The sequence below is a fragment of the Leifsonia sp. McL0627 genome, assembly GCF_058244615.1.
Window position 1 is genome coordinate 296386 of record NZ_JBZCGM010000003.1, and the last position, 19902, is coordinate 316287.

18 protein-coding genes and 1 tRNA gene are annotated in these 19902 nt (G+C 69.3%); 11 read left to right on the forward strand and 8 right to left on the reverse strand.

All coding sequences use genetic code 11. The features are described from left to right. Positions 1 to 58: 58 nt before the first annotated feature. From AC37TH_RS09630 to AC37TH_RS09645, 4 genes are all read left to right on the forward strand, one after another. A tRNA-Thr gene (locus tag AC37TH_RS09630) sits at positions 59 to 131 on the forward strand. A gap of 281 nt (positions 132 to 412) precedes the next feature. Continuing rightward, positions 413 to 1144, forward strand: a complete 732-nt coding sequence (locus AC37TH_RS09635; RefSeq protein WP_490764137.1) for a DUF2510 domain-containing protein — start codon at positions 413 to 415, stop codon at positions 1142 to 1144. Between the two features lie 165 nt (positions 1145 to 1309). Next, complete coding sequence (locus AC37TH_RS09640) at positions 1310 to 2143, forward strand: siderophore-interacting protein (RefSeq protein ID WP_490764138.1); 834 nt, start codon at positions 1310 to 1312, stop codon at positions 2141 to 2143. Positions 2144 to 2213: 70 nt separating this feature from the next. Continuing rightward, the gene (locus tag AC37TH_RS09645; protein ID WP_490764139.1) at positions 2214 to 3497 is read left to right on the forward strand and encodes an O-acetylhomoserine aminocarboxypropyltransferase/cysteine synthase family protein; all 1284 of its coding nucleotides are present in this window, start codon (positions 2214 to 2216) and stop codon (positions 3495 to 3497) included. Between the two features lie 26 nt (positions 3498 to 3523). Here AC37TH_RS09645 and AC37TH_RS09650 read toward each other — a convergent pair whose 3' ends face one another. Next, positions 3524 to 4717, reverse strand: a complete 1194-nt coding sequence (locus AC37TH_RS09650; protein ID WP_490764140.1) for a MalY/PatB family protein — start codon at positions 4715 to 4717, stop codon at positions 3524 to 3526. A 124-nt stretch (positions 4718 to 4841) separates the two neighbouring features. On the opposite strand from AC37TH_RS09650, the gene AC37TH_RS09655 reads away from it, so the two are divergent. Both AC37TH_RS09655 and AC37TH_RS09660 read left to right on the forward strand, forming a co-directional pair. Beyond that, a complete protein-coding gene (locus AC37TH_RS09655; protein ID WP_490764141.1) occupies positions 4842 to 5558 on the forward strand; it encodes a GAF and ANTAR domain-containing protein in 717 nt (238 codons plus the stop codon). A gap of 9 nt (positions 5559 to 5567) precedes the next feature. Further along, complete coding sequence (locus AC37TH_RS09660) at positions 5568 to 6281, forward strand: GAF and ANTAR domain-containing protein (RefSeq protein ID WP_490764142.1); 714 nt, start codon at positions 5568 to 5570, stop codon at positions 6279 to 6281. On the opposite strand, the gene AC37TH_RS09665 is transcribed toward AC37TH_RS09660, so the two are convergent. The 3 genes from AC37TH_RS09665 to AC37TH_RS09675 all read right to left on the reverse strand — a co-directional run bounded on the left by AC37TH_RS09665 (position 6278) and on the right by AC37TH_RS09675 (position 8288). Beyond that, a complete protein-coding gene (locus AC37TH_RS09665) occupies positions 6278 to 6670 on the reverse strand; it encodes a PLD nuclease N-terminal domain-containing protein (protein ID WP_490764143.1) in 393 nt (130 codons plus the stop codon). The genes AC37TH_RS09660 and AC37TH_RS09665 overlap by 4 nt on opposite strands. Before the next feature lie 141 nt (positions 6671 to 6811). Continuing rightward, positions 6812 to 7141 carry a YciI family protein gene (locus AC37TH_RS09670; protein ID WP_490764144.1) on the reverse strand — a complete coding sequence of 110 codons (330 nt, stop codon included), beginning with the start codon at positions 7139 to 7141 and terminating at the stop codon, positions 6812 to 6814. Positions 7142 to 7250: 109 nt separating this feature from the next. Next, positions 7251 to 8288: a LacI family DNA-binding transcriptional regulator gene (locus AC37TH_RS09675; RefSeq protein ID WP_490764145.1), complete on the reverse strand. Its 1038-nt coding sequence runs from the start codon at positions 8286 to 8288 to the stop codon at positions 7251 to 7253. A gap of 140 nt (positions 8289 to 8428) precedes the next feature. Between AC37TH_RS09675 and AC37TH_RS09680 the strand changes: the two genes are divergently transcribed. The 4 genes from AC37TH_RS09680 (at position 8429) to AC37TH_RS09695 (ending at position 13664) form a co-directional block, all read left to right on the forward strand. Further along, positions 8429 to 9346, forward strand: coding sequence for a carbohydrate ABC transporter permease (locus AC37TH_RS09680; RefSeq protein WP_490764146.1), 918 nt, complete (start codon positions 8429 to 8431; stop codon positions 9344 to 9346). Between the two features lie 140 nt (positions 9347 to 9486). Beyond that, positions 9487 to 10296, forward strand: coding sequence for a carbohydrate ABC transporter permease (locus AC37TH_RS09685; protein ID WP_490765094.1), 810 nt, complete (start codon positions 9487 to 9489; stop codon positions 10294 to 10296). 95 nt (positions 10297 to 10391) lie between these two features. After that, a complete protein-coding gene (locus tag AC37TH_RS09690) occupies positions 10392 to 11738 on the forward strand; it encodes an ABC transporter substrate-binding protein (RefSeq protein ID WP_490764147.1) in 1347 nt (448 codons plus the stop codon). Between the two features lie 96 nt (positions 11739 to 11834). Beyond that, positions 11835 to 13664, forward strand: coding sequence for a glycoside hydrolase family 35 protein (locus AC37TH_RS09695; RefSeq protein ID WP_490764148.1), 1830 nt, complete (start codon positions 11835 to 11837; stop codon positions 13662 to 13664). 96 nt (positions 13665 to 13760) lie between these two features. On the opposite strand, the gene araA is transcribed toward AC37TH_RS09695, so the two are convergent. The 4 genes from araA to AC37TH_RS09715 all read right to left on the reverse strand — a co-directional run bounded on the left by araA (position 13761) and on the right by AC37TH_RS09715 (position 18856). Beyond that, on the reverse strand, positions 13761 to 15278 hold the full coding sequence (gene araA, locus AC37TH_RS09700; RefSeq protein ID WP_490764149.1) for an L-arabinose isomerase: 1518 nt from the start codon (positions 15276 to 15278) through the stop codon (positions 13761 to 13763). Next, positions 15278 to 15988 (reverse strand): L-ribulose-5-phosphate 4-epimerase, encoded by a 711-nt coding sequence (locus tag AC37TH_RS09705; protein WP_490764150.1) that lies wholly within the window; start codon positions 15986 to 15988, stop codon positions 15278 to 15280. The genes araA and AC37TH_RS09705 overlap by 1 nt, the downstream gene beginning before the upstream one ends. Continuing rightward, positions 15985 to 17652 carry a xylulokinase gene (locus AC37TH_RS09710; RefSeq protein ID WP_490764151.1) on the reverse strand — a complete coding sequence of 556 codons (1668 nt, stop codon included), beginning with the start codon at positions 17650 to 17652 and terminating at the stop codon, positions 15985 to 15987. Before AC37TH_RS09710 ends, AC37TH_RS09705 begins: the two co-directional genes overlap by 4 nt. Positions 17653 to 17812: 160 nt before the next feature. After that, positions 17813 to 18856, reverse strand: coding sequence for a LacI family DNA-binding transcriptional regulator (locus AC37TH_RS09715; protein ID WP_490764152.1), 1044 nt, complete (start codon positions 18854 to 18856; stop codon positions 17813 to 17815). Positions 18857 to 18958: 102 nt separating this feature from the next. Between AC37TH_RS09715 and AC37TH_RS09720 the strand changes: the two genes are divergently transcribed. Beyond that, positions 18959 to 19900: a siderophore-interacting protein gene (locus AC37TH_RS09720; protein WP_490764153.1), complete on the forward strand. Its 942-nt coding sequence runs from the start codon at positions 18959 to 18961 to the stop codon at positions 19898 to 19900. Positions 19901 to 19902 lie beyond the last annotated feature (2 nt).

Here is a 19902-nt window from a genome sequence, read left to right on the forward strand (position 1 = left end):
GAGGAAGACCCCGGCACGAATCCCCTAGGATGGTGCCGACGACGGGCGACCGTCGACTGCCGGCCTGGCGCAATTGGTAGCGCACCGCTCTTGTAAAGCGGGGGTTACGGGTTCGAGTCCCGTGGCCGGCTCTCTTCTGTCTGACGCGGGCGTTCCCGTCGAGCTCGCCTCCGCCGGCGCCATCCACGACGACCACATCTCCGCCGGCTACGTCGCGCAGTCTGGAAACCGGTAGGTGAAGCCGGGCGGTGACGAGCCCCGCCCGACGATCGACCTGCTCATTCAGTCGTTGAACGGCCGGTTCAGCGACGAGGTTCGGGGCGAGCGCGGACAGTGGGTCCACCCAAACGGGGTCTGAACGAATCCTCAGTTTTGTGAGACGGTTGGTGTTCCCGTATCGAGAGGCAGCAACGTGAGCGACATCCCCGCAGGTTGGTATCCGGACACCGAGCAGCCCGGAAACGAACGCTGGTGGGATGGCAGCACATGGACCGACGCGCGACGGCCCGTCCTCGCCGCCCCGCCAGCGCCAGCGCCTGCGGCCATGACCGTGCCGGGCGGAGCCAACCTTTCTGGAACCGCACGCACAACTCCGTTGCCTCTTTGGAAGCGCCCCTGGTTCATCGTCGTCGGCGCTGTGGTCGCACTCGTCATCGTGGGTTCGGTGTCCGGGGCGATCGCCGCGGGGAACAAAACCGCTCCCGTCGCCGACAACGTCCTCGCCCAGACCACACCGAGTGCGGTGGCGACGCCGACACCGGTCGCGACGCCCGTCGCCAGTACACCGCCTGCGCCGGTGTCCTCCGGGGTCGACCCGACGTACTTCAAGGCCACCGCCGGGAAGCAGTTGGACGACTACGACAAAGACCTGAACGACATGGCCGACGCCGTCTCCAAGGGTTCGACGCTGCGAGTGGCGACCAATTCGGTGGAGTTGTCGTTCAACTCGGCCCAACTGCTTGAGATCAATGCGCCGGAGTCTGTCGTCGCTGACTGGACCCTCGCGAACGCGTCGCTCGTAGCCATCAATGGGCAGATCTCCAACGCTGTTTCCTCAGATGACTACACGACGGTGACGACCCTCATTCCGCAAGCGCACGCGCAGATCCAGGCGCTGCGGGACATCGTCGCACGCGCCAGCTGAACCGCGTCGCAGCCGAAAGCGGGGGTTACGGGTTCGAGTCCCGTGGCCGGCTCTCTTGAATGGACGGCGCACATCAGCGCGGGGTGGCCGGACGCGCGTCGCGGCCCGGCTACGTTAGGTTGTCCTCAGCAACAGTTCGCCCCCCGTCGACTGGAGTTTCCAGAAATGCCTTTCGCTCGTCAGCGCCTCCGGCACGAGTTCGCCATCCGTCATGTCATCGTCCGCCGCGTGAGCAGGATCGTCCCGTCGATCGTCAGGATCACGTTCAGCGGCACGGACCTCGACGGGTTCACGAGCGCCGGGCCGGCCGACCACGTCAAGGTGTTCTTCCCCGACCAGCAGTCCGGGATGCTCATCGTGCCGACGGTGACGCCGGACGGCCTCGTGCCGTCGGAGCAGGGGACGCCCACCGCCAGGGACTACACGCCGCTCGACTTCCGTCCGCGCGGCGACGACCAGGAGGCCGCGGAGCTCGACATCGACTTCGTCCTGCACGGGGACGAGGGGCCCGCGTCCGCCTGGGCGGCCCGCGCGACGCCGGGCGACGTCGTCGCCATCGGAGGCCCGCGCGGATCGCAGCTGGCCCCGGAGGGCATCGGCCGGATGATCGTGATCGCCGACGAGACCGCCCTGCCCGCCGCGTCCCGCTGGCTCACCACGGTCGGCCCGTCCGTTCCCGTCACCGCGCTCTTCGACGTGGCGGACGACAGCGTCTCCTCCTACCTGCCCGCGGCCCTCGCCGACCGAGTGGATGCGCGGTGGCTGTCCAGGGCGAGTGGCGCATCCACGGTGGAGGCCGAGTTGCGCGCGCTGGGGCCGATCGGCGACGACACGTTCGTGTTCCTCGCGGGCGAGGCCGGTGCGCTCATCCCGGCGCGGCACTACCTGCGGCGCGAGCTCGGGCTGCCGGGCGAGCAGGTCGTCGCCAGCGGGTACTGGAAGCGCGGCGTCGTCGCACTCGACCATCACGCCCCGGTGGACCCGACCGACCCGGACTGAGCACTCGCCTGTACGACCGAATGTTGCGCGAGCGCGAGCGCATCCACCCGGCGGTTCGTACAGTTGCTCCATGGCTGACTTCGAGACCAGGCAGATCCACGCCGGCGCCGTCGTGGACGCGCAGACCAGCGCACGCGTGACGCCGATCTATCAGACCGCCGGATACGTCTTCTCGGACTTCGACGACGGCGAGGACCGGTTCGCCGGGCGCAGCACGCAGCGGGCGTACTCCCGCAACGAGAACCCGACCAACCAGGTCGCCGGGCGCCGCCTCGCCGATCTGGAGGGCGGGGTCGACGGCATCGTCGTCTCCAGCGGGCAGGCGGCCATCGCGGCCGCGTTGTTCTCGCTCGCTCGCGCAGGGGACCACATCCTGGCCACCTCGTCGCTCTACGAGGGGACGAGGGAGATGTTCGGCGGCGCGCTGCACAGGCAGGGGCTCACTGTTGAGTACGTCGCCGACGACGCCGATGAGTCGGAGTGGGCGGCACGGGTCACCGACCGCACGAGGGCGATCTACACCGAGACCATCCCGAACCCGCTCAACCAGGTGGTCGACCTGGAGCGTTTGGCCGGGATCGCCCACCGGGCCGGCGTGCCTCTTGTCGTGGACAGCACCGTCGCCACGCCATACCTCTGTCGTCCGATCGAGTGGGGAGCCGACATCGTCGTGCACTCGACGTCGAAATGGCTTGCCGGGCACGGAGCCGTCATCGGCGGCGCGGTGATCGACGGCGGGACGTTCGACTGGGCGGCCAACGCCGACCGCTTCCCGCACCTGGTGGAGGCGCCGCGAACCGGGGTCCCGTCGTTCCTGGAGCGTTTCGGCGCAGGGGCGTACCTCGGCTACCTGCGCACGGTGACCGTGCTGGAGTACGGGCCGACCGTGCCGCCGACCAGCACGTTCCTGCTGCTGCACGGCATTGAGACGCTGTCGCTCCGGATGGACAGGCACGTCGCCAACGCGCAGCAGATCGCGGAGTGGCTGGCCGGGCGGCCCGAACTGGCCGCTGTGCACTATCCGGGACTCGCGACGGATCCGTTCCACGAGCGGGCGCAGAAGTATCTGCCGCTCGGGGCGGGATCGGTGGTCAGCATCGACCTGGCCGGTGGTCGGGCGGCAGCGCGCCGGTTCATCGACGCGCTCGAACTCGTCAGCCCGATGACGCACATCGGCGACGTCCGCACGCTCGCGATCCACCTCGGCAGCACGATCCACGCCAAGCTCACCGAGCAGGAGCGGCTGGACGCCGGGATCACGCCGGGGCTCATCCGGTTGTCGATCGGTCTGGAGAGCGCACGCGACGTGATCGCCGACCTCGAACGCGGCTTGCTGGCGGCGGGGACGGACTAGATAGAGCCCGTCGCGCGATCGTCCGATCAGGCTGGAAGCGCGACGCCCGACCGCTCACCGGCGGTTGCGCGACTCCGCACCACTGCCGCGATGCGGCGCACCGCCTCGGTGATGGTCTCCGGGTCGCAGGCGATGTTCATCCGCGCGAAACCGCGACCGCCCTGGCCGAAGCTGGGCCCGGAGTTGAGGGCGACGCGGGCGTCGGCCAGCAGGATGGCGGCCGGGTCGTCTCCGAGGCCGAGCGCGCGCAGGTCCAGCCAGACCAGGTAGCCGGCGTCCGGCTCGACGACCAGGGCCTCCGGCAGATGGATGCTCAACTCACCGACCAGGAGGCGGTAGTTGTCGGTGATGCGGTCGATGGTCTGGTGCAGCCAGGTCTGCGCCTCGTACGCGGCGATGTTGGCGTGCAGGCCGATGATGCTGGTGCGGGCGGCGAGCTCCTCCGGGAACCGGGAGAGCAGGGCGGCGCTGTCCGCGTCGTTCGCGACGGCGACGGCGCACTTGAGGGCTGCGAGGTTCCAGCCTTTGCTGGCGGAGGTCACGGTGACGGAGCGGACCCCCGCCCCGGTACACGCCACGGCGAACGGCGTGAACGGCGAACCGGGATGCGCGAGCGGCGCGTGCACCTCGTCGCTCACCACGAGCACGTCGTACTGCGCGGCCAGCCGGGCGAGCTCTCGCAGGCTCTCGGCGCTGTGCGAGCGTCCGGTGGGGTTGTGCGGGTTGCAGAGCAGGAACGCATCCACTCCGGAGGCGAACGCACGCTCGATGGCGGGAAGGTCGAGCGACCAGCCGGCGTCCTCGCGCAGCGGAACCTCCACGGTCTCGGCGCGCGCCTCACCGACCATCTCCACGAACGGCGCGTACACCGGCGGGGTGATCACGACGCGTCCGCCGACGCTGGGCACGGCGAGGCGCAGCGTCTCCAGGACGCCGACCGTCACATCCGTCGCCAGGTGCACTCTGGACTCGTCGACCTGCCAGCCCCACGCCCCGGCGGCGAACTCGGCGAACGCCGCAGCGAGCGGGCCGGGGGAGTCCAGGTAGCCGGTGTCGGAGCGCAGCAGGTGGTCGATCGCGGTCTGAGCGACGGACGGCGCGATCTCGAAGTCCATCTCGGCCACCGACATCGGAAGGACATCGGCGGGGAACCGGTGCCACTTGATGCTGGTCCTGCGTTCGCGCAGGTCGGCGAGGGGTCGCGCGTGAATGCCACTCATGCGACAACTGTCCTCGGGCGGAGCGCGGAACGCGAATGGGCTGTCGAAAAGTGAAACAAAAGTGGACGGTCGCGGCCGTTCAGGATGGGGGACAATGGCAGCAGGGAACGGAGAGTGCGGCGACGTGAGCGACGAACGAGCGGCGGTGACGGCCAGGGGCACGTACTGCGCCCCCTTCCTGCGCGCCCTCCCGGTGACCGGGGCCGCGGTCTCCACCATCGGCGATCTGATCGCCCCGGAGACGGTGTGCGCGACCGACGACGTCGCCGCCCGTCTCGACGAGTTGCAGCTCGACCTCGGGGAAGGCCCGTGCTGGGATGCGTTCGCCACCAAACGGCCGGTGTTCGCACCCGAGCTGCACGGCACGCACGGTGCCAGATGGCCGTCGTTCGCGCACGCGGCGGCGGAACTCCCTGTGGCTTCGCTGTTCGCCTTCCCGCTCGCGATCGGTTCGCTCACGCTCGGCGTGATCGACCTCTACAGCACGCAGCCCCTCCAGCTGCTGGATGCGGACAGCAAGCGGGCGACGGCGCTCGCCGAAGACGCGGGTCGTCTGCTGCTACGAGACCTGCTCGGCCGGCTGGGCGCTGCTCAAGCGGAGGACAACGACGGCGGCGAGTTCTCGCGGAGGCGCATCCACCAGGCGACGGGGGCGGTGATCGCGCAGCTCGCGGTCTCGCCGGGGGATGCGGAGCTGCTCATCCGGGCGCACGCGTTCGCACACGACATGACGATGCGCGAGGTGTCGGAGGAGATCCTCGCGTGGCGCCTCGATTTCAGCACGGACCTCGATTTCAGCACCGACCTCGATTTCAACACCGACGCGGACGCAGAGGGGTAGGACCGCTTAATGCAGGAGACCACACGAGAGGGTCGCATCCTCGAAACGTTCGCCATGCTCGCGGACTCTCTGGTCGCCGACTACGACGTCGTCGACCTGCTGCAGGCTCTGGTCGAGCGCTGCCAGGGGCTGCTCGACGTCAGCCAGGCGGGGATCCTGCTCGCCGACGGCGATGGTGAGCTGCACGTCGTCGCCTCCACCGACGAACGCAGCGGACTGATCGAGCTGATGCAGCTGGGACCGGACGGCGGACCGTGCGTCGAGTGCTTCCGCACGGGGGTGGCCGTCTCCGTCGACGATCTGGCGACGGTTCAGGACACCTGGGTGCAGTTTTGTGCTGCGGCGGATCGCGAAGGTTTCCGGGCTGTGCACGCGTTCCCGCTCCGGCTGCGCCGCACGACGATCGGCTCGCTCAACCTGTTCGGCGACGAGCCGGGGCGGATGGACGAGCTCGACGCCGTCGCCGCGCGGGCGATGGCCGATGTGGCGACCATCGGCATCCTGCAGCAGCGGGCGCTCGCCGAGAGCGACACCGTGCGCCACCAGTTGCAGCATGCGCTCGACAGCCGCGTGATCATCGAACAGGCGAAGGGCGTCGTGTCGTACCGGCATCGCATCCCGGTGGAGGAGGCGTTCGTGCTGATCCGCTCGCACGCCCGCAGGCACGAGATCGCGCTGACCGCGGTGGCGCAGCAGATCGTGCGGCGCGAGCTGGTGCTTTAGAGCGCGGCCTCGCCGGAGCCGTCGCGGCGGCGCTGCACTTCCTGTTCGAGCTTGCGGATGCGCTCCTGGCGTTCGTGGTACTCGATCTCGGCGGTGACGGCCGCCAGCTGCTCCTCGGTGCTGAGCGCCCTGCCGTGCTGGCCGCGGGCGAAGGCGCTCGGCTCTATGGCAGTTTCGCGCACCACGACGGCCCGCGGTCGCGCATCCGGTCGTTGTGCGTACTCGCGGCCGATCGCGAACCACAGGATGCTCCCGACGAACGGCAGCAGGATCACGATGAACACCCAGGCGAGCTTCGGCAGGTGCTTCACCTGATCGGACGGCCGCAGGATGATGTCCACCAGCGCGAAGACGAACAGCGTGAGCGAGAGCAGCGGAACGAGCAGCATGGCCCGATCCTATGGGATTGCTGTGCGCCGGGTCCACGTCTCGCGCTCCCCCCGATCGAGTGGTCCCGAATTGCCGTGGATGCACGTGGGCACGCGGCAATTCGGGACCACTCGATGGGGGATTGCGAGCGGGAGGGGCGACTACTGCCAGGTCATGAAGGGGCGGATCTCCAGCTGGCCGTTGCGGGCCATGGGGTGCCTGGATGCGATCTCGATCGCTTCGTCGAGGCTCTCGCACTCGAGGATGTCGAACCCGCAGATCCATTCCTTGGTCTCGGCGAACGGTCCGTCTGTGACGTGGCGTTTGCCGTCGCGCACGCGGACGATGGTCGACTTCGCGGGCGGTTCGAGCACCTCGCCGATCACCCGCTTGCCGCTGGCGTCGAGCTCGTCCACCCAGAGGTCGACGTCGGACTCGTCCGACTCGGTGTCAGGGTTGGAGTCGGTGACAACGAACATCATGTACTTCATCGTTCATCCTTTCGATCGCGAACGGTTCATCCACACGTCGAACGAGGATGCGCGCCATCGACATTCTGCAAGAAAAACACCGTCGAGCCCAGGCTTCTTCCCGTGGTGGTCAGCGCACGGGGGCCGGGCCGGTGGAGGCGCGGACGACGAGGCGGGTGGGGAGGACGGTGGCCGCGGCGGGCTCCGGGCGGGACTCGATCTCGGCGATCAGGAGCTCGACGGCGCGGTGCCCGGTCGCCTCGAACTCCTGGTGCACCGTGGTGAGCGGCGGCCAGAACGAGTCGGACTCCGCCATGTCGTCGAAGCCGACCACCGAGACGTCCTCCGGCACGCGGCGGCCGCTCTCATGCAGGGCACGCAGCACGCCGAGCGCCATCTGGTCGTTGGCGGCGAACACCGCCGTGATCTCCGGATGCGCGGCGATCGTCTTCCCGTGCTGGTAACCGGCCGCCGTCGACCAGTCGCCGAGCATCGGCTCTGGAACAGGGCGGCCCGCCTCCTCCAGCACGGCGCGCCAGGACCGCTCGCGCCGGGTGGCCGAGTACGAGTCGGCGGGACCTGCGATGTGCCAGACCGTCTCGTGGCCGAGCGAGAGCAGGTGCTCCGTGGCGATGCGCGCGCCCTGCGCCTGGTCGGTGTCGACCTGCGGGTAGTCGGCGCGCGCGGTGGAGTCGATGACGACGACGGAGAGGCCGGGCGGCAGCTCGACGTCGGCCCGGTCGACGATGTGCGCTTCGATGACGATGATGATGCCGTCGACCGCCTGTTCGAGCAGCCGGGAGAACGCGACGGACACATCCTGCTGGGTGGGGTGTTCGACGGGCACGAGGTTGATCGAGTATCCGGCACGGGCCGCTGAGACGGCGATGGCGTCGAGCGTGCGCATGTTGCCGTACGACGACAGCGTGAACATCACGACGCCGATGCTGCGGAAGCGGCCGGAGCGCAGCGCGCGCGCCGCACGGTTGGGCCGGTAGCCGAGGGTCTGCATCGAACTGAGCACGCGGTCGCGGGTGGCGGGTTCGACGTTGGTCAGGCCGTTGGCGACGCGGGAGACGGTCTGCGTCGAGACGCCGGCGTGGCCGGCGACGTCGGCGAGCGACGGCCCGCGCTTGGCGCGCTGGCGCTCGGTGTCCTGCTCGGTCATCGCGCACCCTTTCGTGTGAGTCCTGTGGATTCAACTCTGGCATATCAGCCCGAGGGGCTTGCGCCATGTTGACGTCAACATGCTAGTGTAGCCCCGCTGATGTTGACGTAAACATCGGCGAGACGACAAGGAAGACCACATTGACAACGACGTCCGCACCCCGCAGCGCCTCCCTCAGCGCGCCGCGCCGACGCCACCGTCGCGACTGGCGCGGCTGGGCGTTCGTAGCCCCCTTCTTGGTCGTGTTCGCGGCCATGATCATCGCGCCGGTGATCTACGCGATCTACCTCAGCCTCTTCCGGCAGCAACTCATCGGGGGCAACGCCTTCGTCGGCTTCGAGAACTACATCGCAGTCTTCACCGACGCGAAGTTCTGGGAGTCGCTCGGCCGCGTCACCGTCTTCCTGGTGGTGCAGGTGCCGATCATGCTCGTGCTCTCGCTCACCGCGGCGCTCGCCCTCGACAGCGCCCGGCTGCACGGCGCCGGCTTCTTCCGTATCGCGATCTTCCTGCCGTATGCGGTCCCCGGCGTCGTCGCCGCCCTCATCTGGGGCTTCATCTACGGAGACCAGTTCGGGCTCACCGGGAGCATCAACGACCTGCTCGGCACGAGCTTCGCCCCGCTCAGCGGCTCCTGGATCCTGGGCTCGATCGGCAACATCGTCACCTGGGAGTTCATGGGCTACAACATGCTGATCTTCTACGCGGCGCTGAAGGTGATCCCCGGCGAGCTGTACGAGGCGGCGGAGATCGACGGAGCAGGCGCGTTCCGCACGGTGTTCAGCATCAAGATCCCCGCCGTGCGCGGCGCCATCGTGATCGCGACGATCTTCTCGATCATCGGCAGCTTCCAGCTCTTCAACGAGCCCAACCTGCTGAAGCCGCTCGCACCGAACGCGATCTCCAGCTACTTCACCCCGAACATGTACGCATACAACCTCTCGTTCGCCGGACAGCAGTTCAATTACGCGGCGACGGTCGCGATCGTCATGGGCGTGCTCACTGCGGTGATCGCCTACGTCGTGCAACTGCGCGGCTCGAGGAAGGAGAACGCCTGATGGTCGCCATCGCCCCCGAGCGCGAGGGCCGCACCCCGGCGCGGCGCGCATCCAGAGCATCCCGTGCATCCGGATCGTCGAGAGCACGCTCTTCGCGCCGCAACCCGCGGAACCGCCGGTCGATCGTGCTCACCATCGTCATGGTGATCTTCACGGTGTACTCGATCGTGCCGCTGGTCTGGCTGGTCGTCAACGCCACCAAGACCCAGCCCGAGCTGTTCTCCTCATTCGGGCTCTGGTTCGGCAACGGCTTCTCGCTGTTCCAGAACATCGCGGACACGCTCAGCTACCGCAACGGGATCTTCCTGCAGTGGTTCGGCAACACCCTGCTGTATGTGGTGGTCGGCGCGGGAGGGGCGACCCTGCTCGCCACCGTCGCCGGATACGGGCTCGCGAAGTACAACTTCCCCGGCAAGCGCGCGGTGTTCGCGATCATCCTCGGCGCCATCGCGGTGCCGGGCACGGCGCTCGCGGTCCCCACCTTCCTGATGTTCAGCCAGGTGGGCCTGACGAACACGCCGTGGGCGGTCATCCTGCCGTCGCTGGTCAGCCCGTTCGGCCTCTATTTGGTCTGGACCTACGCGTCAGAAGCCATCCCGACCGAACTGCTCGAAGCGGCCCGGATGGACGGCGCCGGCGAGTTCCGCACCTTCTTCACCATCTCGCTGCGGCTGCTCGCACCCGGCATCGTGACGGTGCTGCTGTTCGCCATCGTCGCCACCTGGAACAACTACTTCCTTCCGCTGATCATGCTGAGCGACCCGCAGTGGTACCCGCTCACGGTCGGACTCGGCCAGTGGAGCGCCCAGGCGATCGGCGTCGGAGCGCAGCCGATCTACAACCTGGTCATCACCGGCTCACTGCTCACCATCGTGCCCATCGTCATCGCCTTCCTCTTCCTGCAGCGGTTCTGGCAGTCGGGGTTGAGCGCCGGAAGCGTCAAGCAGTGACGGGAGACCGCTGCTTGCCATCGCACCATCCCTCCCACGGGCGTCCTGCCCAACACCCCTCATCCCGATGAAGTGAATGAAGTGAAAGGAACACCATGAAGCGCATCACGCGTTCGTCGGTGCTTCGACGCGTCGCGACGGCCATCGCCGTCAGCGCCGTGCTCGGCGCGTCGCTCGCCGCCTGCTCGGGCGGAACAGCAGCATCCGGAGGCAACTCCTCCGACATCGAGTCCGCACTGAAAGAGGGCGGCACGATCACGTACTGGTCGTGGACGCCGTCGGCGGAAGCGCAGGTCGCCGCGTTCGAGAAGCAGTACCCGAAGGTGAAGGTCAAGCTGGTCAACGCGGGCACCAACACCACCGAGTACACCAAGCTGCAGAACGCCATCAAGGCGGGCTCCGGCGCTCCGGATGTGGCCCAGGTCGAGTACTACGCCATCCCGCAGTTCGCACTCGGCAAGGCGCTCGTCGACCTCAAGCAGTACGGCTTCGACTCGCTGAAGAGCGACTACACGCCCGGCCCGTGGGGCTCGGTCAACGTCGGAGGCCAGCTCGTCGGGCTGCCGCAGGACTCAGGGCCCATGGCGATGTTCTACAACAAGACGGTCTTCGACACGTACGGCATCGCCGTGCCGAAGACCTGGGACGAGTATGTGGATGCGGCCACCAAGCTGCACGCGGCCGACCCGACCAAGTACATCACCAGCGACTCCGGAGACTCCGGCTTCACCACCAGCATGATCTGGCAGGCCGGAGGCCGTCCGTTCCAGGTCGACGGCACGAAGGTGTCGATCAACCTCCAGGACGACGGCACCAAGAAGTGGACGGGCACCTGGAACAAGCTCGTTCAGAACAAGCTGCTCTCCTCCGTGCCCGGCTGGAGCGACGACTGGTTCAAGGCGCTCGGCAACGGCTCCATCGCCACCCTCGTCACCGGCGCGTGGATGCCCGGCGTGCTCGAGTCGTCGGTGAAGGACGGATCGGGCCAGTGGCGCGTCGCGCCTGTGCCGACCTACGACGGCACTCCGACCAACGCCGAGAACGGCGGAGGCGGACAGGTCGTGCTGAAGCAGAGCAAGAACCCGGCGCTCGCCGCCGGCTTCCTCAAGTGGCTGAACAACAGCCCGGAGTCGATCAAGGTCTTCCTGCAGTCCGGCGGCTTCCCGTCGACCACGAAGGACCTCAACGCGAGTGACTTCCTGGCCTCCGCGCCCGACTACTTCGGCGGGCAGAAGATCAACGAGGTGCTCGTGGACGGCGCGAAGAACGTCTCGACCGGCTGGCAGTACCTGCCGTTCCAGGTGTACGCGAACAGCATCTACGGCGACACCGTCGGCCAGTCGTACTCGAACAACAGCGACCTGAACACCGGCTTGCAGGCCTGGCAGAAGTCGCTGGTCGACTACGGCAACCAGCAGGGCTTCACCGTCACCGGCAAGTAGCCGAACGCACGACCAGTGGATGCGGCCGGTCGCCCAGCGCGGCCGGCCGCAGCCACGACACAGCACGAACACGACACGATGGAGACGACACCACCGATGGCTACGGGCACAGCAGACACCGACACCCTGGACACACGCACGGCCATCGCCGAGCGGCCGAGCCGGTTCGAGATCGGCGAGCGCGACTTCCTGCTCGACGGCGAACCGTTCCAGGTGATCTCCGGCGCGCTGCACTACTTCCGCGTGCATCCCGGGCTGTGGGCCGACCGCATCCACAAGGCCAGGCTGATGGGTCTCAACACCATCGAGACCTACGTGCCGTGGAACCTGCACGAGCCGGCCGAGGGGGAGTGGACTGCCGAGGGCGGCCTCGACCTGGGCGCGTTCCTCGACGCGGTCGCTGCGGAGGGTATGCGCGCCATCGTGCGTCCCGGCCCGTACATCTGCGCCGAGTGGGTCAACGGCGGCCTCCCCGCCTGGCTGACCGCCGAGCCTGGCGTCGGCATCCGCCGCAGCGAACCGCGCTACCTCGCCGCCGTCAGCAGCTACCTGCGCGAGGTCTACGCGATCGTCGCCCCGCGCCAGCTCGACCAGGGCGGCCCGGTCGTGCTCGTGCAGATCGAGAACGAGTACGGCGCGTACGGCGACGACAAGGACTACCTCCGCGCGCTGGTCGACGTGACCCGCGCCTCCGGGATCGTGGTGCCGCTGACCACCGTCGACCAGCCGCAGCCGGCGATGCTGGAGAACGGCTCGCTGCCCGAGCTGCACCGCACGGCGTCGTTCGGCTCGCGCGCCGTCGAGCGGCTTGCCACGCTGCGCGAGCACCAGCCGACCGGACCGCTGATGTGCTCCGAGTTCTGGAATGGCTGGTTCGACCACTGGGGCGAATACCACCACATCACCTCACCCGCCGACTCCGCCGCCGAACTGGATGCGGTGCTCGCTGCTGGCGCGTCGGTGAATCTCTACATGGTGCACGGCGGCACCAACTTCGGCTTCACGAACGGCGCCAACCACAAGGGCCACTACACGCCGATCGTCACCAGCTACGACTACGACGCCCCGCTCGACGAGGCGGGCAACCCGACCGCGAAGTACTGGGCGTTCCGGGAGACGATCGCTCGGCACGCGCCTGTGCCGGACGAGGTGCCCGTCGCCTCCGGTGCTTCGCCCGTCGTGACCAGCACGTTCGACGCGACACTGCCGCTCGACGCGGTCGCCGCCGTGTTCGCCGAGCCGGTGCGCGCCGACCAGCCCCCGACGATGGATGCGCTCGGCCACTACGGACCGTTCGCCTTGTACCGCGCATCCATCGACGCCGCCGCAGGCTCGGTGCTGACGGTCGGCGAGGTGCGCGACCGAGCATGGCTGACCATCGACGGCGTGCCCGTCGGGCGGCTCGCACGCGAAAACAAGGAGCGAGCGCTGGTGCTTCCCGGCGGAGGCGAGCTGCGCATCCTGATCGAGAACCAGGGCCGAGTGGACTACGGGACGCGCATCGGCGAGCCCAAGGGGCTGATCGGCACGGTCGCCGTCGACGGACGCGCGGTGACGGGGTGGACCGTGGAGCCGATCGACGTGTCCAGCGCCGCGGCCATCGCGGGTGCCGAGGCGGCGCTCGACGAGGTGCGCGGGGAGCCCGTCGGCCTGCTGTCGGGGCCGGTGTTCGCCTCAGGGACGTTCGAACTGGACGAACCGGCCGACCTCTACCTCGACACGAGCGGCTGGGGCAAAGGCGCGGTCTGGATCAACGGCTTCTGCCTCGGCCGCTACTGGTCGCGGGGGCCGCAGTACACGCTCTACGTGCCGGCGCCGATCCTCAGCGCGGGAACCAACCGCATCCTGGCTCTCGAACTCGAGATCGCGACCGACCCCGCCGTCTGCTTCGTCGCGCAGCCCTCGCTCGGCCCCCTCGACCTCTGAGGCCCGCCCGTCCTGCCCCGATGCTCGATGGCGTTGGGAGAGGGGTCCTGGCCGCCGTCGCCGATGACAGGCCGGCGGCCAGGGGTCGGTGGGCGGCTAGATTCCGCGGGCGAGACGGTAATAGGCCGCGTTCCAGCGCAGCGCCTCGGAGAAGCCGCGGAGCGTGGTCTGCTCGTCGATGATCAGCAGCTCCGTCTCCGCCATCCTGGCGAAGTCCTCGAACGCCTGCAGGCCGACGGCCGTCGACATGACGGTGTGGTGGGCGGCCCCGGCTTCGAGCCACGCGGTCGCCGACGTTGTGAAGTCCGGCGCGGGCTTCCAGACGGCGCGACCGACCGGCAGGTGGGGGAGCGGAGCGGTCGGCTCGACCACCTCGACCACGTTCGCCACCAGCCGGAACCGGTCGCGCATGTCCGACAGCGCCACGACGACGGCCGGGCCAGGGTCGGCGGTGAACACCAGGCGCACCGGGTCGTCCTTGCCTCCGATGCCCAGTGGATGCACCTCCAGTGTCGGCCGCGCAGAACTGAGCGCCGGGCTCACCTCCAGCATGTGCGCGCCCAGGATGCGCTCGTCGCCGGGGGTGAGGTCGTAGGTGTAGTCCTCCATCAGCGACGCGCCGCCCCGCAGCCCCGCGCCCATCACGTTCGCGGCGCGCACGAGGATCGCGGTCTTCCAGTCGCCCTCTGCACCGAACCCGTAGCCGTCGGCCATCAGCCGCTGCACGGCGAGGCCGGGCAGCTGCTTCAGCGCACCGAGGTCTTCGAAGCTGGTGGTGAACGCGCCGAAGTCTCCGGCTTCGAGGAACGAACGGAGCCCGAGCTCGATGGCCGCGCCGTCGCGAAGCGAGGCATGCCTGTCGCCGCCGCGGCGCAGCTCGGGCGCGACATCGTAGATCTCCTCGTACTCGGCGACCAGTGCATCCACGTCGGCGTCGGACGCGTCGGCGACAGCGGCGGCCAGGTCGTTGACGCCCCAGGTGTTCACCTGCACGCCGAAGCGCAGCTCGGCCTCCGTCTTGTCACCCTCGGTGACGGCGACGAAGCGCATGTTGTCGCCGAACCGGGCGAGCTTCAGCGAACGGGTCGCCGCCCATCCTGCTGCTGCGCGCATCCAGGTGCCGATGCGGGAGGTGACCTCCGGGTTCGAGACGTGACCGACGACGGTCGTGCGGGCGAAGCCGAGCCGCGACTGGATGTAGCCGAACTCACGGTCGCCGTGCGCAGCCTGGTTGAGATTCATGAAGTCGAAGTCGATCTCGCCCCACGGCAGTTCGACGTTCGCCTGCGTGTGGAAGTGCAACAGCGGCTTGCGGAGCGCGTCGAGCCCGGCGATCCACATCTTCGCCGGGCTGAAGGTGTGCATCCAGGCGATGAGGCCGATCACGGCGTCGTCGGCGTTGGCCTCCAGCGCGATGCGGCGGATGGCATCCGCGTCGGTGAGCACCGGCTTCCATACCACGCGCACCGGCACGTCGGTGGAGGCGGCGAGCTGGTCGGCGATGGCGCGCGACTGCTCGGCGACCTGGGCGAGCGTCTCCGGGCCGTAGAGGTGCTGGCTTCCGGTGAGGAACCAGACCTCGTAGTGGTCGAGGGTGTTCGTGGGCCTCGGCATCAGCTGGTGCTCCTTTGCGTGTTCTGTCCGTAGACGTTCTGATAGCGGTGGTAGAGGGTGTCGATGGCGTCGGCGGGAATGGGGACGAGCTCGCCGCCCTGCCGGGCGATGTGCACAGTGCGGGCGACGTCCTCGGCCATGACGGCGGCCTTCACGGCGGCGCGCGCATCCCGACCGATGGTGAAGACGCCGTGGTTCTGCATGAGCACAGCGGGGGAGCGGTGCCCGGAGAGCGTCGAGACGATGCCGCGGCCGATCGAGTCGTCGCCGATGATCGCGAACGGTCCGACCGGGATGTCGCCGCCGAACTCGTCGGCCATCGCGGTGATGACGCACGGGATGGGCTCGGCCCGCGCCGCCCAGGCGGTGGCGTAGGTGGAGTGCGTGTGCACGACGCCGCCGACCTCCGGCATGGACCGGTAGACGTAGGCGTGCGCGGCGGTGTCGCTGGACGGTGACCGGTCACATCCGGCGGAGCCGGGCACCACTTCGCCGTCGAGGGTGCAGAGGATCATGGTGTCCGGGGCGAGGTCGTCGTAGTCGACGCCGCTCGGCTTGATGACGAACAGGTCGGTGCCGGGGACGCGACCGGAGACGTTGCCGCCGGTCCAGACGACGAGCGCGTTGCGGGTCAGTTCGGCGTGCAGGGCGGCGACCTGCTCGCGGACGGCGCGGACGGCGGGGGACTCGGGCGTGGCGGAGGAGGTCACACGTTTCCTTTCAGGGGGAGCGCTTCGACGGCGGCGCGCTCGATGGCGAGGCCGTCGCGATAGCGGTCGAGGTAGGCGGCGAACCCGGCGACGTCGGCGGCGTACGGTTCGGCGGTGTCGAACTCGAACGCGTGGAAGACGCTGGTGCGCAGATAGGTGTCGAGGTCGGCGGACGCGGCTTCGCTCTCCTCCGCGCGGGCGACGGCGCCCGCATACGCGGCCAGCACCGCGATGCCCCACGCGCCACCCTCCGACGCGGTCTCCGCGACCGAGACCGGCGCATCCAATGCCCCGGCCAGGAACCGCTGCGCGACCCCGGCGGTGCGGAACATGCCACCGTGGGCGAACATCCGGTCGAGGGCGACTCCCTCGTCGGCGAGGACGCGCATCCCGAGGGCGAGGGTGCCGAAGACGCCGTAGAGCTGGGCGCGCATGAGGTTGCCGAGGGTGAGGCGGCTCTCCGGGGTGCGGACGATGAGCGGCCGGCCCTCGGGGAGCCCGGCGATCGGTTCGCCCGCAAGAGTGTTGTATGCGAGGAGGCCGCCGGCGTCGCTCTCGCCGTCGAGGGCTTCGCGGAACAGGGTGTCGTAGACGGCGTCGGTGTCCGCGGTTCCTCCCGATGCGAGGGAGAACCGCGCGAACATTCCGGCCCACGCCGCCAGCTCGCTCGCGCCGTTGTTGCAGTGCACCATCGCGACCGGATCGCCCGCGGGCGTCGTGACCAGGTCCAACTCCGGATGCACGCCGCCGATGGGGCGGTCGAGCACGACCATCGCGAAGATGCTGGTGCCCGCGCTCACGTTGCCCGTGCGCGGCGCGACGGAGTCGGTGGCGACCATCCCGGTGCCCGCGTCGCCCTCCGGCGGGCAGAACAGCGCGCCGGGCCGCAACTCGCCGGTGGGGTCGAGGAGGCGCGCGCCCTCCGGCGTCAAGCGCCCGGCGGATTCGCCGGCGACGAGGACCTGCGGAAGCAGATCGGCGACGCTCCCCGTCGGGATGCGCGACCCGGCGAGTGCGTCGTAGCGCGCGATCATTCCGGCGTCGTACGTCTTCGTGTCCTGGTCGATCGGGAACATCCCGGATGCGTCCCCGACGCCGAGCACGGTGCGTCCGGTGAGCTGGCGGTGAACGTACCCGGCGAGCGTCGTCAGCGAGTGCAAGCGGGGGAGGTGCGGCTCGGCGTCGATGACCGCTTGGTGCAGGTGCGCGATCGACCAGCGCAGCGGGATGTTCATTCCGAACAGCTCCGTGAGCTCGGAAGCGGCGGGACCGGTGGAGGTGTTGCGCCAGGTGCGGAACGGGGCGATGGCCGCGCCGTCGGCGTCGAGCGGGAGGTAGCCGTGCATCATCGCGGAGACGCCGATGCCGCCGTAGACGGTGGGCCGGACGCCGTGGCGGCGCTCGGCGTCGGCGACGAGGTCGGCGTATGCGGCCTGCAGCCCGGTGCGGACCGCGTCGAGCGAGTACGTCCAGACGCGGTCGACGAACTCGTTGTCCCACTCGTGCGCGCCCACGGCGAGCACGATGGACGGATCGTCGGCGTCCACGAGGCACGCCTTGATGCGCGTCGACCCGAGTTCGATTCCGAGCGAGGTGCGCCCCGTCTCGATGGCACCCGCTGCGCCGGTCGACTCCGTCGCCGTCTCGTTCCCGTAGCCCGACATCCGTCTCCTCACGCCAATGTGACCGGTCACATGCGGCCGTCACCAGTATCGCCCGCCCCCTCCGCCCCTGTCAATCGCGCCCCGAAGCCATCGAGCCGGGACTTGTGCACACGACACGCCGGGGTGGACTGGCGTGTCGTGTACAGAAGTCCCGGCTCGATTATGTGGCGGGTGAGGTAGAGGCGCGGAGGACGAGGGTGGGGGCGACCGGCGGGGCGGTCGCGGAGCCCGCGCCGGACGCGGCGACCGCTCCGATTTCGGCGAGCAGACGTGCGACGCACCGGCGGCCGAGCTCGCCGAAATCCTGGCGCACCGTCGTCAGCGGGGGTGCGAAGTACGCCGCCTCCGGGATGTCGTCGAAGCCGATCACGCTCACGTCCTCCGGCACCCGGCCGCCGGTCGTGCGCAGCACGTGCAGCAGCCCGAGCGCCATCTGGTCGTTCGACGAGAACACGGCCGTCACGTCCCGCCCCGCTGAACCGTCGGCGAACAGGGCGGCGCCGATGCGGGCCCCGGAGGCGGAGGTCCAGTCTCCTGGTTCGGTCACGTACCCGTCCAGCCCGGCGTCGGCGAGCTCGGCGGTGAAGCCGCGCCGTCTGGCCGCCGCCTCCTCCCACTCCGCCGGTCCGGCGAGGTGTGCGATCCGGCGGTGGCCGAGGTCGAGCAGGTGCCGCACCGCCAAGCGTGCCCCGGCGACCTGGTCGACGAACACGCCGTCGCCTTCCGGCTCCTGCGAACCGTGCAGCGTCACGAACGGGACGCCGATCGCGGCGGAACCGAGCGCATCCACCACCGGGCGTTGCGGCGCGACAACGACGATGCCGTCGACGGCCTGCGCGGCGAGATGGTCGAGCGCCGCCTCCACCTCCTCAGTCGAGGTGTCTGCGACATGGGCGATGGTCACGAAGTATCCGGCGGCGCGCGCCGCGTTCTCGACGGCGTCGATGCTGCTCGCCGGACCGAACAGGGTGGAGGCGGAGGACGCGAGGATGCCGATGGTGTTCGACCGTGCCGTTGTGAGCATCCTGGCGGCCCTGTTGGGACGGAACCGCAGTTCTTCCATGGCGGCGAGCACGCGCATCCTGGTCTCGTCGCGGATGCTCGGGTGCTCGTTCATCACGCGCGACACGGTCTGCCGCGACACCCCGGCGACCCTGGCCACGTCGCGTACCCCTGGCGCCCTGTTCGTGCCGTTGGTCTCCACGGTGACCAGCGTATGTCCTCGCGCAGACCCAGGGAGGCGCAAGCTGGTTAGTGTAGCCTCACCTTACCCAGATCACCCGCCCGCCGATCAGGAAGACGACCTGTGCCGTTGCTCGCGCCCGAGAAGACCGACCGTCCCGGCTACCGCCCATACTGTGCCACCGTCGTCGCGCTCCGGCAGCTCAGCCCGAGTTTCGTCCGCGTCACCTTCACGTCCGACGACTTCGGCACCTTCGGCACCGACTGCCAGGACCAGCGCATCAAGATCGTCTTCCCGTTGCCGGACGGCAGCTTCTCCGACCTCGGGATGGACAGCGAAGAGGCCATGCTGGCCGGCGACTGGTACGACCGCTGGCGCGCGCTCCCCGACGAGCGGCGCAACCCGTTCCGCACATACACGGTACGCTCCGTCGACACGGCTGCGCGCCTCCTCGTCGTGGACTTCGTGTCGCACGGCGACGGCGGACCCGCTGCGCAGTGGCTCGCCGGGGCCGCGCCGGGCGCGGCGGTCGTGATCATCGGCCCGGACGGCCGCAGTGTCTACAGCGGAACCGGCATCGACTGGCGTCCCGGCGATGCGAGCGACCTGCTCCTGGCCGGCGACGAGACGGCGGCCCCGGCCATCGCGGCGATCCTGGAGTCGCTGCCGGCCGGGCGCCGCGCCCACGCGTACATCGAGGTCCCGGATGCGCGCGACAGCCTCGCCATCGACCACCCGGCCGGATGCACGATCACCTGGCTCGACCGCGCCGACGGCGACAACGGGTGCCGGCTCGTGCCGGCGGTGCAGGGATGGTTGGCCGCGCATCCGGAGACCGTCGCAGGCGCGTCGGCCACCCGCGAGCAGCTGCTCGACGACGTCGACATCGACACGGAGACGCTGTGGGAGAGTCCAGAGGACGCGGCGACCGGCTTCTATGCCTGGATCGCCGGAGAGTCGTCGACTGTGAAGACCCTTCGCAGGATGCTCGTCACCGGAAGCGGCATCGACCGCAGCCGGGTGGCGTTCATGGGGTACTGGCGGTTGGGTAAGGCGGAGTCGTAGCG

Excerpts from the sequence above, each read along its gene's own strand:
- AC37TH_RS09695 (WP_490764148.1), top strand. The coding sequence starts at position 11,835 with ATGGCTACGGGCACAGCAGACACCGACACCCTGGACACACGCACGGCC.
- AC37TH_RS09650 (WP_490764140.1), bottom strand. The coding sequence starts at position 4,717 with ATGAGTGGCATTCACGCGCGACCCCTCGCCGACCTGCGCGAACGCAGG.
- AC37TH_RS09690 (WP_490764147.1), top strand. The coding sequence starts at position 10,392 with ATGAAGCGCATCACGCGTTCGTCGGTGCTTCGACGCGTCGCGACGGCC.
- AC37TH_RS09645 (WP_490764139.1), top strand. The coding sequence starts at position 2,214 with ATGGCTGACTTCGAGACCAGGCAGATCCACGCCGGCGCCGTCGTGGAC.
- AC37TH_RS09685 (WP_490765094.1), top strand. The coding sequence starts at position 9,487 with ATGGTGATCTTCACGGTGTACTCGATCGTGCCGCTGGTCTGGCTGGTC.
- araA (WP_490764149.1), bottom strand. The coding sequence starts at position 15,278 with ATGCCGAGGCCCACGAACACCCTCGACCACTACGAGGTCTGGTTCCTC.
- AC37TH_RS09710 (WP_490764151.1), bottom strand. The coding sequence starts at position 17,652 with ATGTCGGGCTACGGGAACGAGACGGCGACGGAGTCGACCGGCGCAGCG.
- AC37TH_RS09670 (WP_490764144.1), bottom strand. The coding sequence starts at position 7,141 with ATGAAGTACATGATGTTCGTTGTCACCGACTCCAACCCTGACACCGAG.
- AC37TH_RS09665 (WP_490764143.1), bottom strand. The coding sequence starts at position 6,670 with ATGCTGCTCGTTCCGCTGCTCTCGCTCACGCTGTTCGTCTTCGCGCTG.
- AC37TH_RS09675 (WP_490764145.1), bottom strand. The coding sequence starts at position 8,288 with ATGACCGAGCAGGACACCGAGCGCCAGCGCGCCAAGCGCGGGCCGTCG.
- AC37TH_RS09640 (WP_490764138.1), top strand. The coding sequence starts at position 1,310 with ATGCCTTTCGCTCGTCAGCGCCTCCGGCACGAGTTCGCCATCCGTCAT.
- AC37TH_RS09660 (WP_490764142.1), top strand. The coding sequence starts at position 5,568 with ATGCAGGAGACCACACGAGAGGGTCGCATCCTCGAAACGTTCGCCATG.